The organism is Escherichia sp. E14S1 (assembly GCF_004211995.1).
Classification (GTDB): domain Bacteria; phylum Pseudomonadota; class Gammaproteobacteria; order Enterobacterales; family Enterobacteriaceae; genus Escherichia.
Map to the genome: position 1 here is coordinate 48,971 of NZ_RHJQ01000005.1, position 14,319 is coordinate 63,289.

The window sequence follows — 14,319 nt, forward strand, 5'->3', positions numbered from 1 at the left end:
TTCTTCACTCTGAAGAAATACTGGTAATTTAATCTAAATAATGCCCGTCAAGGATTTGACGGGCATTACTGCAAAGGACGCGCAAATGTTATCTGTAGTTAAACCTCTTCAGGAATTTGGTAAGCTCGATAAATGTTTGTCCAGATACGGCACGCGCTTCGAGTTTAATAATGAAAAACAAGTCATATTCTCCAGTGATGTAAACAGCGAAGATACATTCGTTATTTTAGAAGGTGTTATCTCTCTCCGTAGAGAAGAAAACGTACTTATCGGTATTACGCAAGCCCCTTATATTATGGGACTGACTGATGGTTTAATGAAAAACGATATACCATACAAATTAATATCAGAAGGAAACTGTACGGGATATCATCTACCAGCCAAACAAACCATTACTCTTATTGAACAAAATCAACTCTGGCGTGACGCTTTTTACTGGTTAGCCTGGCAAAATAAAATCCTGGAATTACGCGACGTTCAGCTCATTGGGCATAATTCCTACGAGCAAATCCGTGCGACATTATTATCAATGATTGATTGGAATGATGAATTACGATCACGCATTGGCGTAATGAATTATATCCATCAACGTACACGCATATCACGTTCCGTCGTGGCAGAAGTTCTTGCGGCTTTACGCAAGGGCGGCTATATCGAAATGAATAAAGGCAAACTGGTCGCTATCAACCGTTTGCCTTCAGAGTATTAATCAGGAAGCGGGAATGACCATCGGTTTATTCCCGCTAAGTTCGGTCACCAAATCATTGATGCCATCGCTCATATTTTTAAACCGTGTTAATGGTGAGCGGGTCACGACCACAAACGCACCGATATTTTTTTGCGGGATCATCGCCATATAGGTAATGAAACCACCGCCACCACCGGTCTTCTGAATAATACCCGGACGTCCATCCTTCGGTGCCATATACACCCAGCCTAAACCGAGTGCATCCGCTCTGCCTGGCACATCCATGCCAATCACTTTCGTAAACTGTGCACGCTGATAAATCAGCGTCTGCATGCGATCCGCCTGGTGACTGCGCTGATAAAAATCAGAAGACAAATATTGCTGCATCCAGCGCATCATATCGCCAGGTGTGGAATAAACGCCGCCGCTGCCAATGGCCACCAGCGTATTGTTACACGGACTGGCACCGCGCTCGGCAACCATCAAACGGCGGCACTGGTCCGGCGATGGTGTGTAGGTGGTGTCTTTCATCCCCAGCGGACGGGTAATTTGCTCTTCAAACAACTGGGTATAAGGCTTGCCGGAAGCATTCGCCAGCGCATCCGCCAGCAGGTCGAACGCAAGGTTGGAGTACGCGGCCAGGCTGCCTGGCGCGGCTTTTAGCTTCGCCGTAGAAAGATATTTCCAGCGTTGCTCTCGCGTCGGCCAGACAAACACCGGACGATTTGCCGCGCCACCGGGCTGTTCACGGGGCAGGGCGCTGGTGTGGGTTGCCAGATTCACCAATGTGATGGGGGCTCCGTTATAAGTTGGCACGCGTACGCCTGGCGGGGCATATTTACTCAGTGGATCGTTTAACTTCACTGTCCCCTGGTCCAGCAATTTCACCAGCATCTCACTGGTCATCAACTTGGTGAGCGAAGCAATACGTACTACTGAATCCAACTGCGGGCGAACGTTATTACCAGGGCGAGTTTCGCCATAACTGCGAAAGACACGCTGATTACCGTCGATAACGACCAGCGCCATCCCGGTGGCACCGCTGCCGTAAAAAATATGATCGGCATAGCGATCAACAATATCAGAGGCGAATTCAGGTTCGGCGATAGGTTGCGCCGCGTGGACAGAGGTCAATGACGCCGCACACAGCACGGCAGAAAAAAGCAGACTACGTTTCAACGGTGGTGTCCATAAATTAAATGAAGGTAACTGAGCGTATTTATACTACTCGTTGATGGATTGCAAAGCGCAAATTAGTGCAATAATAGTGTTAAAAACGTAACGGCGCGTAAACACGATCTTTTTCCTGCTCACCAATGTCTGCATTTGTGATCCTGTTCGTGTTAATGCGCTTATGTAAACAATCCTTTGTTTGTGAAATCCGTCGAAACAATTCTTCCGGTCAGGAGGACGAACTAAGCGCCCCGCGGTTGGTCACAATGGGCGGTTTCATTTGGCTGATTCTTTGAAGCGGCCATGCGGTTAATACACAGCAGTTGCTAAAACGATAAGAAGCTAGCAGGAGAGCATATGTTTAAGTCTTTTTTCCCAAAACCGGGAGCCTTTTTTCTCTCGGCCTTTGTTTGGGCATTGATTGCCGTCATCTTCTGGCAAGCGGGAGGCGGTGACTGGGTTGCCCACATCACCGGGGCTTCTGGGCAGATACCGATTAGCGCTGCCCGTTTCTGGTCGTTAGACTTCCTGGTTTTTTACGCTTATTACATTGTTTGCGTAGGACTTTTCGCGCTGTTCTGGTTTATCTACAGCCCACATCGTTGGCAATACTGGTCAATACTCGGCACTGCGCTAATTATCTTCGTGACCTGGTTTCTGGTGGAAGTTGGGGTTGCAGTCAACGCCTGGTATGCACCGTTTTATGACCTGATTCAAACCGCGCTCAGTTCGCCGCATAAAGTGACCATCGAACAGTTTTATCGCGAGGTGGGCGTCTTTCTGGGGATAGCGCTGATCGCGGTGGTTATCAGTGTGTTGAACAATTTCTTTGTCAGCCACTATGTGTTCCGCTGGCGTACGGCGATGAACGAATACTACATGGCGAACTGGCAGCAACTGCGCCATATCGAAGGGGCCGCGCAGCGTGTGCAGGAAGACACCATGCGTTTTGCTTCAACGCTTGAGAATATGGGCGTCAGCTTTATTAATGCCATCATGACGCTGATCGCCTTCTTGCCGGTGTTGGTGACGCTCTCCGCGCACGTGCCAGAGTTGCCGATTGTGGGGCACATTCCGTATGGTTTGGTGATTGCCGCGATTATCTGGTCGCTGATGGGGACCGGATTACTGGCGGTTGTGGGGATCAAACTGCCGGGACTTGAGTTTAAAAACCAGCGAGTAGAAGCAGCTTTCCGTAAAGAGCTGGTCTATGGTGAAGACGACGCCACGCGTGCGACACCGCCAACGGTGCGCGAGTTGTTCAGCGCGGTACGGAAGAACTATTTCCGCCTCTATTTTCACTATATGTATTTCAACATCGCCCGCATCCTCTACCTGCAGGTCGATAACGTTTTCGGTTTGTTCTTGCTGTTTCCGTCGATTGTTGCCGGTACGATTACGCTCGGCCTGATGACCCAAATCACCAACGTTTTTGGTCAGGTTCGCGGCGCTTTCCAGTATCTGATTAACTCATGGACCACGCTGGTCGAGTTGATGTCGATCTACAAACGTCTGCGCAGCTTTGAACATGAACTGGATAATGACAAAATTCAGGAAGTAACCCATACATTGAGTTAAAAAGGAGAGGTAATGTCGCGAGTCAATCATCTGTCTTCGCTTTCATTGTTGGCGGTTCTGGTTTTAGCGGGGTGTAGCAATCAGGCGCCACAGCCGTTGAAAAAGGGCGAAAAAGCGATAGATGTGGCGAGCGTGGTGCGGCAGAAGTTACCCGCCAGCGTAAAAGACCGCGATGCCTGGGCGAAAGATCTTGCCACTACTTTTGAAAGCCAGGGGCTGGCACCGACACTGGAAAATGTCTGCTCGGTGCTGGCGGTGGTGCAACAGGAGTCAAATTATCAGGCGGATCCGGTCGTTCCTGGATTAAGTAAAATCGCCTGGCAAGAGATTGACCGCCGCGCCGAACGGATGCACATTCCTGCTTTTCTGGTTCATACCGCGCTAAAAATCAAATCGCCAAACGGTAAAAGCTACAGCGAACGGTTAGATTCCGTGCGCACGGAAAAGCAGTTGAGTGCAATTTTTGACGATCTGATCAGCATGGTGCCGATGGGGCAGACACTGTTTGGTTCGCTTAACCCGGTGCGCACCGGTGGGCCGATGCAGGTCAGCATTGCTTTTGCCGAACAGCATACCAGGGGGTATCCGTGGAAAATGGACGGTACGGTACGTCAGGAGGTCTTCAGTCGTCGCGGCGGATTATGGTTCGGGACTTACCATTTACTTAATTATCCTGCCAGCTATAGCGCGCCGATTTTCCGTTTCGCCGATTTTAATGCCGGTTGGTACGCTAGTCGTAATGCCGCGTTTCAGAATGCGGTCAGCAAAGCCAGCGGCGTGAAGCTGGCGCTGGATGGTGATTTGATTCGTTATGACAGTAAAGAGCCGGGTAAAACAGAACTGGCGACGCGTAAGCTGGCGGGCAAACTGGGAATGAGCGACAGCGAAATTCGTCGTCAGCTCGAGAAAGGGGATAGTTTCTCTTTTGAAGAGACGGCGTTGTATAAGAAGGTTTATCAACTCGCCGAAGCGAAAACGGGTAAATTGCTACCGCGAGAAATGTTGCCCGGTATTCAACTGGAAAGCCCGAAAATCACCCGTAACCTTACCACCGCATGGTTTGCGAAGCGCGTCGATGAAAGACGAGCGCGCTGTATGAGGCCGTGACCAATAGGTAATCGTAGGCCAGATGTTTACGTCGCATCTGGCAAAATAAATCTTACTGGCGGCGATGTCGCCAGTGCAGCCACACCGCAACCACCGCAAAGATGAAGCAGCCAACCAAAAACGGGATCAGCCCGAAAATGGTGCCGACTCCCAGACCAATTTCCACTCGTGGGCGGCCTGTCTCCTGGACCTGCATTAAACGCTCATAGACACCTGGCGCATGCACCAACAAATTCAGCAATTGCGCCCCAGCCCAAAAGCAAAACAGCACAAACAATGCATAGGCAATGTTGCCAGGCGTTGAAGAGGCATCGCGATATTTTCCGCTAAACAGCGATTTTGACAGGGTGAAATCAGCCATAAAAACCTCCGGAAGTCATCTGCTTCTCTTCTGGTGTGATACCAGCGGCTTATGGCAAGTCTGACAGGTCATTGGGATTGTCAATATCAGAATCATGGTAAATTGATGTTGGGAATATTCCCGAAGCGAGAATCTTCGTCATGACTCACAAAATTGCAACCTTAAGTTAAATTTCTTAACGGTTCTGGAAATGCTGTCTACACCACAGACGGATGTTGCAGAATATGCAAGGATGTTGTTTTTCGTTAACGGAGCTGCCATGAATCTGCCTGTAAAAATCCGCCGCGACTGGCATTACTATGCGTTCGCCATTGGCCTTATATTCATTCTTAATGGCGTGGTGGGGTTGCTGGGGTTTGAAGCTAAAGGTTGGCAGACCTATGCCGTCGGTCTGGTGACGTGGGTGATGAGTTTCTGGCTGGCGGGGCTGATTATTCGTCGTCGCGATGACGATACTGAAAACGCCCAATAACAGAAGATTGGGCGTTCTGGAGTGCCGGCAAAGTGCTCGTTGTTTATGCCGGATGCGGCGTAAACGCCTTATCCTGCCTACAAAATCGTGCAAAATCAGTATATTGCAATTATCTGGTAGGCCTGATAAGCGAAGCGCATCAGGCAATCTTACGTTTGCCATCAGCCTGAAATGCCCAACAAAAAAGTTATTGGGCATCCAAAAATTACATAGTGGTTTTCAATGCGTTATCCGCTGCGTGACGCTCCAGCGCCAGCTCAATCAAACGTGTGATCAGGTCGGTGTAGCCCAGGCCACTGGCTTGCCACAGCTTCGGATACATACTGATGTTAGTGAACCCTGGCAGCGTGTTGATCTCGTTGATCACCACCTCGTTTTTCGGCGTTAAAAAGACGTCTACACGCGCCATGCCAGCACATCCCAACGCCTGGTAAGCCTGAACGGCAATCGCCCGAATCTTATCGTTGATTTCCGGCGCAATGTCCGCAGGAACCACCACTTTCGCGCCATCTTCGTCAATGTACTTGGTGTCGTAGGCGTAGAAATCGCTGGTCAGTACGATCTCGCCACAGGTACTGGCTTGCGGATTGTCATTACCCAGAACCGCACATTCGATCTCACGACCTTTGATCCCTTGCTCAACGATCACTTTGTGATCGAATTCGAACGCCAGATCGACAGCAAGGGCATACTGCTCTTCGCTGGTCACTTTGCTGACGCCAACAGAGGAACCCTGATTAGCTGGTTTTACAAACAGCGGCAACCCAAGTTTAGACTTCACTTCGGCGAAGCTGATTTTGTGGCGATTGGCGCGCGTCAGGGTAATAAATGGCGCGATGTTCAATCCAGCGTCACGCAGCAGACGTTTGGTGACGTCTTTATCCATGCATGCAGCAGAAGCCAGAACATCGGAACCGACAAACGGTAGATTGGCGACCCGCAGCATTCCCTGTAAGGAACCATCTTCACCCAACGTACCGTGGACAATTGGGAAAATGACATCCACCGTCGGCAACGGCTGGCCGTTCTGCGCATCAATAAGTTGCTGTTCATGTTTACCCGGCACCTGCGCGAGACTGGTGGCCGAAGGGCGCAGCGCAATATGGGCAGGATCGTCTGCGTTCAGCAAATAATTGCTGGCATCGCTGACGTGCCATTGCCCTTGTTTATCAATGCCCAGCAGCACAACGTCAAAGCGACTTTTATCAATGGCATCGACAATGTTTTTTGCCGATTGCAGAGACACTTCATGTTCTGCTGACTTTCCACCAAAAACGATTCCTACCCGCAGTTTTTCCATCTTAAAAACCTATCCCGTAGAACACAAAGAGCATACATTACCACGACAAAACGGGGGATTCGCGGCCTTCTGACAGTTTGTTGCAATCTTCTGCTGATAAACCGTGCAGCTTGCGGGGTAAGATTCATCGCTGACTAAATTATGTGCGTAAGATCACAAAAATGATGAACGGGAAACTAATTTATTCCTGGTGTGAATTGCTGCCTGGATGGTTATTATACGTAATAATAAGTTAACCAAGAGTATATATTCCATAACTTTTTATTATAAAAAACATTAATAATTGTATACCTATATTTTATGTGTGGAATTATTTAAAAATAGAGAAACGTTTCGCTGATAAATGTGAAAAAAATATTTGCTAAAATTATTTCCTCTGTCATAAAAATACTACATCAAGACTCTATGCAGTTGTGAAACATAATGTTAACTTCTCCATACTTTGGATAAGGAAATACAGATATGAAAAATCTCATTGCTGAGTTGTTATTTAAGCTTGCCCAAAAGGAAGAGGAGTCGAAAGAATTGTGCGCGCAGGTCGAAGCACTAGAGATTATCGTTACTGCGATGCTTCGCAATATGGCGCAAAATGACCAACAGCGGTTGATTGATCAGGTTGAAGGGGCGCTATACTCGGTAAAGCCCGATGCCAGCATTCCTGATGACGATACGGAGCTGCTGCGCGATTACGTAAAGAAGTTATTGAGGCATCCTCGTCAGTAAAAAGTTAAGCCCTCCAACAGTTGTCATAATGCTGTCATGCCAGAGACTTATAGTCGCTTTGTTTTTATTTTTTAATGTATTTGTACATGGAGAAAATAAAGTGAAACAAAGCACTATTGCACTGGCTCTCTTGCCGTTACTGTTTACCCCTGTTACTAAAGCCCGGACCCCAGAGATGCCAATTCTGGAAAACCGGGCGGCACAGGGGGATATTACCGCGCCTGGCGGCGCTCGCCGATTAACGAGCGATCAGACCGTTGCCTTACGCGATTCTCTTAGCGATAAACCCGCGAAAAATATTATTTTATTGATTGGTGATGGGATGGGGGATTCGGAAATCACTGCCGCACGCAATTATGCTGAAGGCGCGGGCGGTTTTTTTAAAGGGATCGATGCCTTGCCGCTTACCGGACAATACACCCATTATGCGCTGGATAAAAAAACCGGAAAACCAGACTACGTGACCGACTCCGCAGCGTCAGCAACAGCCTGGTCAACTGGCGTCAAAACGTATAACGGCGCGCTGGGTGTCGATATTCATGAAAAAGATCATCCAACGATTCTGGAATTGGCAAAAGCCGCAGGGCTGGCGACCGGCAACGTTTCAACGGCTGAAATACAGGATGCCACTCCCGCCGCGCTAGTGGCACATGTGACCTCGCGCAAATGCTATGGTCCGAGCGTTACCAGCGAAAAATGCCCGAGCAACGCGCTGGAAAAAGGTGGAAAAGGATCGATTACTGAACAACTGCTTAACGCCCGTGCAGATGTTACGCTTGGCGGCGGTGCAAAAACCTTTGCTGAAACGGCTACCGCCGGTGAATGGCAGGGAAAAACGCTGCGTGAACAGGCGCAGGCGCGTGGTTATCAGTTAGTCAGCGATACCGCATCGCTGAATGCGGTGACGGAAGCGAACCAGCAAAAGCCCCTGCTTGGACTGTTTGCTGACGGCAATATGCCAGTGCGCTGGCAAGGACCGAAAGCAACGTACCACGGTAATATCGATAAGCCCGCAGTCACCTGTACCCCGAATCCGCAACGCAATGACAGTGTGCCTACGCTGGCGCAGATGACCGATAAAGCCATTGAACTACTGAGCAAAAATGAGAAAGGATTCTTCCTGCAAGTTGAAGGTGCGTCGATCGATAAACAGGATCACGCCGCGAATCCTTGTGGCCAAATTGGCGAGACGGTCGATCTCGATGAAGCCGTACAGCGGGCGCTGGAATTTGCCAAAAAGGATGGCAACACACTGGTGGTGGTCACCGCTGACCACGCCCACGCCAGCCAGATTGTCGCGCCAGATACCAAAGCGCCGGGCCTGACTCAGGCGTTAAACACCAAAGATGGCGCAGTGATGGTGATGAGTTACGGGAACTCCGAAGAGGATTCACAAGAGCATACCGGTAGCCAGTTGCGTATTGCTGCATATGGTCCGCACGCTGCGAATGTGGTTGGTTTGACCGATCAGACCGATCTCTTCTACACCATGAAAGCTGCACTGGGGCTGAAATAACACCGAACCCGGCGGCTAATTTTGGCTGTCGGGTGGTTTTTTTGCTGTTAGCAACCAGACTTAAAAGCAGATCAAGGGCGCAAACGCTCCTGGTTAAAATGTGAAGAGGGATGGTGCTATGAAAATAACATTACTGGTTACCCTGCTATTCGGCCTGGTTTTTTTAACCACTGTCGGCGCTGCCGAGAGAACGTTAACCCCACAACAACAGCGTATGACCTCCTGTAATCAACAGGCGACAGCGCAGGCGTTGAAAGGGGATGCCCGTAAGACATACATGAGTGATTGCCTGAAGAACAGCAAATCTGCGCCCGGTGAAAAGAGTTTGACGCCGCAGCAGCAGAAGATGCGCGAATGTAATAGTCAGGCGACGCAGCAATCTCTGAAAGGTGATGATCGTAATAAGTTTATGAGTACTTGCCTCAAGAAAGCCGCGTAAAACCTATAGTGCTAACGGGTGAGTTAAGAAAATGGCTCACCCGAAATATCATACTCCCGCCTTTCGCCCCATCTCTATAATTTGGGAAAATTGTTTCTGAATGTTCCCAAAAATAATGAATGATGAAAATTTTTTCAAAAAAGCGGCGGCACACGGGGAGATACCACCATTAGCTCCTCAAAACGAACATCAGCGATCCGGGCTGCGCTTCGCCCGTCGCGTCAGACTACCGCGAGCGGTAGGACTGGCTGGGATGTTCTTACCAATCGCCTCGACGTTGGTTTCGCACCCGCTGTCAGGCTGGTGGTGGCTGGTGTTGGTTGGCTGGGCATTTGTCTGGCCGCATTTAGCCTGGCAGTTGGCGAGCAGGGCCGTTGATCCGCTTGGCCGGGAAATATACAACTTAAAAACTGATGCAGTGTTAGCCGGTATGTGGGTAGGCGTGATGGGCGTAAACGTGCTGCCTTCGATCGCAATGCTGATGATTATGTGCCTGAATTTGATGGGGGCAGGGGGCCCCCGTCTGTTTGTCGCCGGTTTGGTGTTGATGGTCGTTTCCTGCCTTGTCACACTCGAACTCACGGGGATCACGGTGTCGCTCAAGAGTGCGCCGCTGGAATGGTGGCTCTCCCTTCCCATTATCGTCATTTATCCTCTGCTGTTTGGCTGGGTCAGCTACCAGACAGCGACCAAACTGGCTGAACATAAACGACGATTGCAGATCATGAGTACCCGCGACGGCATGACGGGCGTTTACAACCGGCGCCACTGGGAAATCATGCTACGTAATGAGTTTGATAACTGTCGCCGACACAATCGCGATGCGACGCTATTGATTATTGATATCGACCATTTTAAGAGTATCAACGATACATGGGGTCACGATGTCGGTGATGAAGCAATCGTTGCCCTTACCCGACAGTTACAAATTACCCTGCGTGGCAGCGATGTGATTGGTCGTTTTGGTGGTGATGAATTTGCGGTGATTATGTCAGGTACGCCAGCCGAAAACGCCATTACTGCCATGTTACGTGTACATGAAGGATTAAATGCATTACGCCTGCCAAATACGCCGCAGGTGATATTACGGATAAGCGTCGGTATCGCGCCGCTGAATCCGCAAATGAGTCACTACCGTGAGTGGCTGAAATCGGCTGATATGGCGCTCTACAAAGCAAAGAGAGCCGGACGTAACCGTACTGAAGTGGCGGCCTGACGTCCAGCGAGAGTCATCAGGACTTGCTGAGTTTTTCTGATTTTTCCATACACTTCGTCATCGCTTCGATCACCGCGGAACGGAATCCTTTCTCTTCCAGAACGCGTACCGCTTCAATGGTTGTGCCTCCTGGTGAGCAGACCATATCTTTCAAGGCGCCCGGATGTTCGCCGGTTTCCAGCACCATTTTCGCGGAACCCATTACCGCCTGGGCGGCAAACTTATAAGCCTGCGCGCGTGGCATCCCGCCCAGCACGGCGGCGTCGGCCATCGCTTCGATAAACATAAAGACATAGGCTGGCGAAGAACCGCTCACGCCAACCACTGGGTGGATCATCGGCTCAGCAATGACTTCCGCCTCGCCAAAGCAGCGGAAAATATTCAGCACATCGGCAGTATCTTCGGGAGTGACCAACGCGTTTGGCGTTACGGATGTCATCCCGGCGTTGACCAACGCGGGGGTGTTCGGCATGGCGCGAATAATTTTCCGGTCGTGACCCAGCGCCCGGGCAAGTTGGTCGAGCGTAACGCCTGCGGCGATAGAAACCACCAGAGAGTCTTTATTCAGGCTGGAAGTGATTTCGCTAAGGACTTTAATCATGATGCCCGGTTTGACGGCAGCAAAGACGATATCGGTGATTTGCGCCACTTCCTGTGCCGATTCTGCGGCGTTGATACCAAACTGTTCATGTAAGGCGGCAACTTTATCCGGGGAGGGGGTATACACCCAGATTTGCCCTGGAAGGACCTGACCGCTGGCAATCAGACCGCCGAGAATGGCTTTTCCCATATTGCCGCAGCCAATAAAACCGATTTTCTTTTCCATTGCACACTCCTGCCGTGAATTCATTATTTTGAAAAGCGCCTGGTCAGAAGCATAAACAGAACTATGCCGGAAGGCAAAAGCGCGACACAATAGAGGATTACCCAACAGAGGATAGCCTTATGACAATATGGGTGGACGCCGATGCGTGTCCCAATGTAATTAAAGAGATTCTGTATCGCGCGGCAGAACGTATGCAGATGCCGCTGGTGTTGGTGGCAAATCAGAGTTTACGCGTGCCGCCATCGCGGTTTATTCGCACGCTGCGCGTCGCGGCAGGTTTTGACGTGGCTGATAATGAAATTGTACGTCAGTGTGAGGCGGGCGATTTGGTAATAACCGCAGATATTCCTTTGGCTGCTGAAGCCATCGAGAAAGGCGCGGCAGCACTTAATCCGCGTGGCGAACGGTACACACCAGCGACTATTCGTGAACGTCTGACGATGCGCGATTTTATGGATACCCTACGAGCCAGCGGCATCCAGACCGGAGGACCAGATAGCCTTTCGCAACGTGACCGCCAGGCATTTGCGGCTGAACTTGAAAAATGGTGGCAGGAAGTTCAACGTAACCGTTCGTAAATGTAATATATTATTTACACTTCTTTCTCGCTCATTTCTTGATATAGTAAGGAATGTATTGAAGTTCGCTCCTTAAGTGGAATTATTTCTTTACAATCGAAATTGTACTAGTTTGATGGTATGATCGTTATTCTTACGAAACCGGCTTTCGCCGCATTGCGACCTTTTGGGGAAAACCCACGATGACACACCCTCTTTTTCTGATCGGGCCTCGGGGCTGTGGTAAAACAACGGTCGGAATGGCCCTTGCCGATTCGCTCAACTGTCGGTTTGTTGATACCGACCAATGGTTGCAATCACAACTCAATATGACGGTAGCAGAGATCGTCGAAAGGGAAGAGTGGGCAGGATTTCGCGCCAGGGAGAGCGCCGCTCTGGAAGCAGTTACTGCACCATCCACCGTTATCGCGACGGGCGGCGGTATTATTCTGACGGAATTTAATCGCCACTACATGCGTAATAACGGGATTGTGGTTTACTTGTGCGCGCCGGTGTCAGTGCTGGTAAATCGTCTGCAAGCAGCGCCAGAAGAGGATTTACGGCCAACACTCACAGGAAAACCGTTAAGTGAAGAAGTTCAGGAAGTGCTGGAAGAACGCGATGCATTATATCGTGAAGTTGCGCATATTATCGTCGATGCTAACAACGAACCCAGTCAGGTGATCTCTGAAATTCGAACCGCTTTGGCACAAACGGCAAACTGTCATTGTCCTGGCACCTATACTTAATGTTCATCCCGTGAAATAAGGAAGAACAATGCCAACGAAACCGCCTTATCCCCGAGAAGCCAGAATTGTTACGGTAGAAAAAGGCCAGCAAGGACAGACTGTGACCTGGTATCAGCTGCGAGCCGATCATCCCAAACCAGACTCTTTGATCAGCGAACATCCTACGGCCCAGGAGGCGATGGATGCTAAAAAACGCTATGAGGATCCTGATAAAGAGTGACCGCATCAGACTGCTCGGAAGGGACTCTGAGTGCTATTGCAACGGACCTGCATCACACTTTTCACAATTCATGTTTTTCAAATAATTAGAATATTAAACAATAACAATCCATTACTGGAACTATTGGGAATCTTTACATTATGCCGTGCGCGTCTGCTGCTACGCTTTTTTGCATTTGTAGCATCGGCAAGCGCCCGCTGTGGTGCTTAGTATTTGCCCGGTAATTAACGACGAAAAAGAAAGGTGGAAGACAATGAGCGCGTCGTTGGCGATTCTGACCATCGGCATTGTACCAATGCATGAAGTTTTGCCGCTTCTGACGGAGTACATTGACGAAAATAATATTTCCCATCATAGCCTGCTGGGGAAATTAAGCCGCGAAGAGGTGATGGCGGAGTATGCGCCAGAAGCAGGCGAAGAAACTATTCTTACATTATTAAATGACAACCAGCTGGCCCACGTTTCACGCCGTAAAGTGGAGCGTGATCTACAAAGCGTGATTGAGGTACTCGATAATCAGGATTATGACGTTATTTTGCTAATGAGTACGGCCAACATTAGCAATATGACAGCGCGAAATACGATCTTCCTCGAACCTTTGCGCATTCTCCCACCCTTGGTTTCCTCCATTGTTGAAGGTCACCAGGTCGGTGTTATTGTTCCAGTAGAAGAGCTTTTGGCCGTTCAGGCGCAAAAATGGCAAATTTTGCAGAGAACACCACTATTCTCGCTGGGAAATCCCATTCATGATTCTGAACAGAAAATCGTTGATGCCGGGAAAGAATTGCTGGCGAATGGCGCGGATGTCATCATGCTGGATTGTTTAGGATTTAATCAGCGTCATCGCGATTTACTGCAAAAAAAGCTCGATGTACCTGTTTTGCTCTCTAACGTATTGATTGCCAGGCTGGCGGCGGAATTGCTGGTGTAATTTTACGTGACAGTTAGCACCTTTGGCCCCTATAGTGAAGAAGATGTTAAACCACCTGACAGGGCCAGTTTATGCTTCAAAGTAACGAATACTTTTCCGGAAAAGTGAAATCGATCGGCTTTACCAGCAGCGATACTGGCCGCGCCAGCGTCGGTGTGATGGTTGAAGGTGAATACATGTTCAGTACTGCGGAACCCGAAGAGATGACGGTGGTCAGCGGGGCGCTGAATGTTTTGCTGCCTGGCGCTACCGACTGGCGCGTGTATGAAGCTGGTGAAGTATTTAATGTTCCCGGCCACAGCGAGTTCCATCTGCAAGTTGCCGAACCGACCTCCTATTTGTGCCGCTATCTGTAATATCGCGCCTTCCCGTCTGAATGGGAGGGCATTTTTCTGAAATATTCCTTATTTCACGAATAATAAAATCTCCATTGCTGCTAATTTTTCTATTTTCTATATATTCA

17 protein-coding genes are annotated in these 14,319 nt (G+C 49.5%); 13 read left to right on the top strand and 4 right to left on the bottom strand.

Annotated elements, in window-relative coordinates; translation table 11 throughout:
- Positions 1–85 precede the first annotated feature (85 nt).
- Entirely contained in the window at positions 86–709 is a 624-nt protein-coding gene (iprA, locus tag D9734_RS06305) for a hydrogen peroxide resistance inhibitor IprA (RefSeq protein ID WP_130206171.1), read from the top strand.
- On the opposite strand, the gene ampH is transcribed toward iprA, so the two are convergent.
- Entirely contained in the window at positions 710–1,867 is a 1,158-nt protein-coding gene (gene ampH, locus D9734_RS06310) for a D-alanyl-D-alanine-carboxypeptidase/endopeptidase AmpH (RefSeq protein ID WP_130206173.1), read from the bottom strand. It abuts the gene before it with no gap.
- Positions 1,868–2,218: 351 nt separating this feature from the next.
- On the opposite strand from ampH, the gene sbmA reads away from it, so the two are divergent.
- Positions 2,219–3,439, top strand: coding sequence for a peptide antibiotic transporter SbmA (gene sbmA / locus D9734_RS06315; protein WP_130206175.1), 1,221 nt, complete (start codon positions 2,219–2,221; stop codon positions 3,437–3,439).
- Positions 3,440–3,451: 12 nt separating this feature from the next.
- Entirely contained in the window at positions 3,452–4,546 is a 1,095-nt protein-coding gene (yaiW, locus tag D9734_RS06320; protein ID WP_130206177.1) for a surface-exposed outer membrane lipoprotein YaiW, read from the top strand.
- Between the two features lie 52 nt (positions 4,547–4,598).
- Here the strand turns inward: yaiW and D9734_RS06325 are convergent, their stop codons facing one another.
- Positions 4,599–4,907, bottom strand: coding sequence for a YaiY family protein (locus tag D9734_RS06325; RefSeq protein WP_064527077.1), 309 nt, complete (start codon positions 4,905–4,907; stop codon positions 4,599–4,601).
- A 259-nt stretch (positions 4,908–5,166) separates the two neighbouring features.
- Here D9734_RS06325 and D9734_RS06330 point away from each other — a divergent pair, with 259 nt between their 5' ends.
- Complete coding sequence (locus tag D9734_RS06330) at positions 5,167–5,379, top strand: DUF2754 domain-containing protein (protein ID WP_130206179.1); 213 nt, start codon at positions 5,167–5,169, stop codon at positions 5,377–5,379.
- A 205-nt stretch (positions 5,380–5,584) separates the two neighbouring features.
- On the opposite strand, the gene ddlA is transcribed toward D9734_RS06330, so the two are convergent.
- Positions 5,585–6,679, bottom strand: a complete 1,095-nt coding sequence (gene ddlA, locus D9734_RS06335; protein WP_130206181.1) for a D-alanine--D-alanine ligase — start codon at positions 6,677–6,679, stop codon at positions 5,585–5,587.
- A 462-nt stretch (positions 6,680–7,141) separates the two neighbouring features.
- On the opposite strand from ddlA, the gene iraP reads away from it, so the two are divergent.
- From iraP to adrA, 4 genes are all read left to right on the top strand, one after another.
- Entirely contained in the window at positions 7,142–7,402 is a 261-nt protein-coding gene (gene iraP, locus D9734_RS06340; protein ID WP_064527081.1) for an anti-adapter protein IraP, read from the top strand.
- Between the two features lie 100 nt (positions 7,403–7,502).
- Positions 7,503–8,918 (top strand): alkaline phosphatase, encoded by a 1,416-nt coding sequence (phoA, locus tag D9734_RS06345; protein WP_130206183.1) that lies wholly within the window; start codon positions 7,503–7,505, stop codon positions 8,916–8,918.
- A gap of 118 nt (positions 8,919–9,036) precedes the next feature.
- Positions 9,037–9,357, top strand: a complete 321-nt coding sequence (gene psiF, locus D9734_RS06350; RefSeq protein WP_130206185.1) for a phosphate starvation-inducible protein PsiF — start codon at positions 9,037–9,039, stop codon at positions 9,355–9,357.
- 100 nt (positions 9,358–9,457) lie between these two features.
- Complete coding sequence (adrA, locus tag D9734_RS06355) at positions 9,458–10,573, top strand: diguanylate cyclase AdrA (RefSeq protein WP_130206187.1); 1,116 nt, start codon at positions 9,458–9,460, stop codon at positions 10,571–10,573.
- A 16-nt stretch (positions 10,574–10,589) separates the two neighbouring features.
- Here the strand turns inward: adrA and proC are convergent, their stop codons facing one another.
- The gene (gene proC / locus D9734_RS06360; protein ID WP_130206189.1) at positions 10,590–11,399 is read right to left on the bottom strand and encodes a pyrroline-5-carboxylate reductase; all 810 of its coding nucleotides are present in this window, start codon (positions 11,397–11,399) and stop codon (positions 10,590–10,592) included.
- 119 nt (positions 11,400–11,518) lie between these two features.
- On the opposite strand from proC, the gene D9734_RS06365 reads away from it, so the two are divergent.
- The 5 genes from D9734_RS06365 (at position 11,519) to ppnP (ending at position 14,212) form a co-directional block, all read left to right on the top strand.
- Positions 11,519–11,977, top strand: coding sequence for a YaiI/YqxD family protein (locus D9734_RS06365; RefSeq protein ID WP_130206191.1), 459 nt, complete (start codon positions 11,519–11,521; stop codon positions 11,975–11,977).
- A gap of 182 nt (positions 11,978–12,159) precedes the next feature.
- Entirely contained in the window at positions 12,160–12,705 is a 546-nt protein-coding gene (gene aroL / locus D9734_RS06370; RefSeq protein ID WP_130206193.1) for a shikimate kinase AroL, read from the top strand.
- 28 nt (positions 12,706–12,733) lie between these two features.
- Entirely contained in the window at positions 12,734–12,925 is a 192-nt protein-coding gene (gene yaiA, locus D9734_RS06375; RefSeq protein WP_130206195.1) for a protein YaiA, read from the top strand.
- A 253-nt stretch (positions 12,926–13,178) separates the two neighbouring features.
- Positions 13,179–13,856 (top strand): AroM family protein, encoded by a 678-nt coding sequence (locus D9734_RS06380; RefSeq protein ID WP_130206197.1) that lies wholly within the window; start codon positions 13,179–13,181, stop codon positions 13,854–13,856.
- Between the two features lie 71 nt (positions 13,857–13,927).
- Positions 13,928–14,212, top strand: a complete 285-nt coding sequence (gene ppnP / locus D9734_RS06385) for a pyrimidine/purine nucleoside phosphorylase (RefSeq protein ID WP_130206199.1) — start codon at positions 13,928–13,930, stop codon at positions 14,210–14,212.
- The last annotated feature ends 107 nt before the right edge of the window (positions 14,213–14,319 follow it).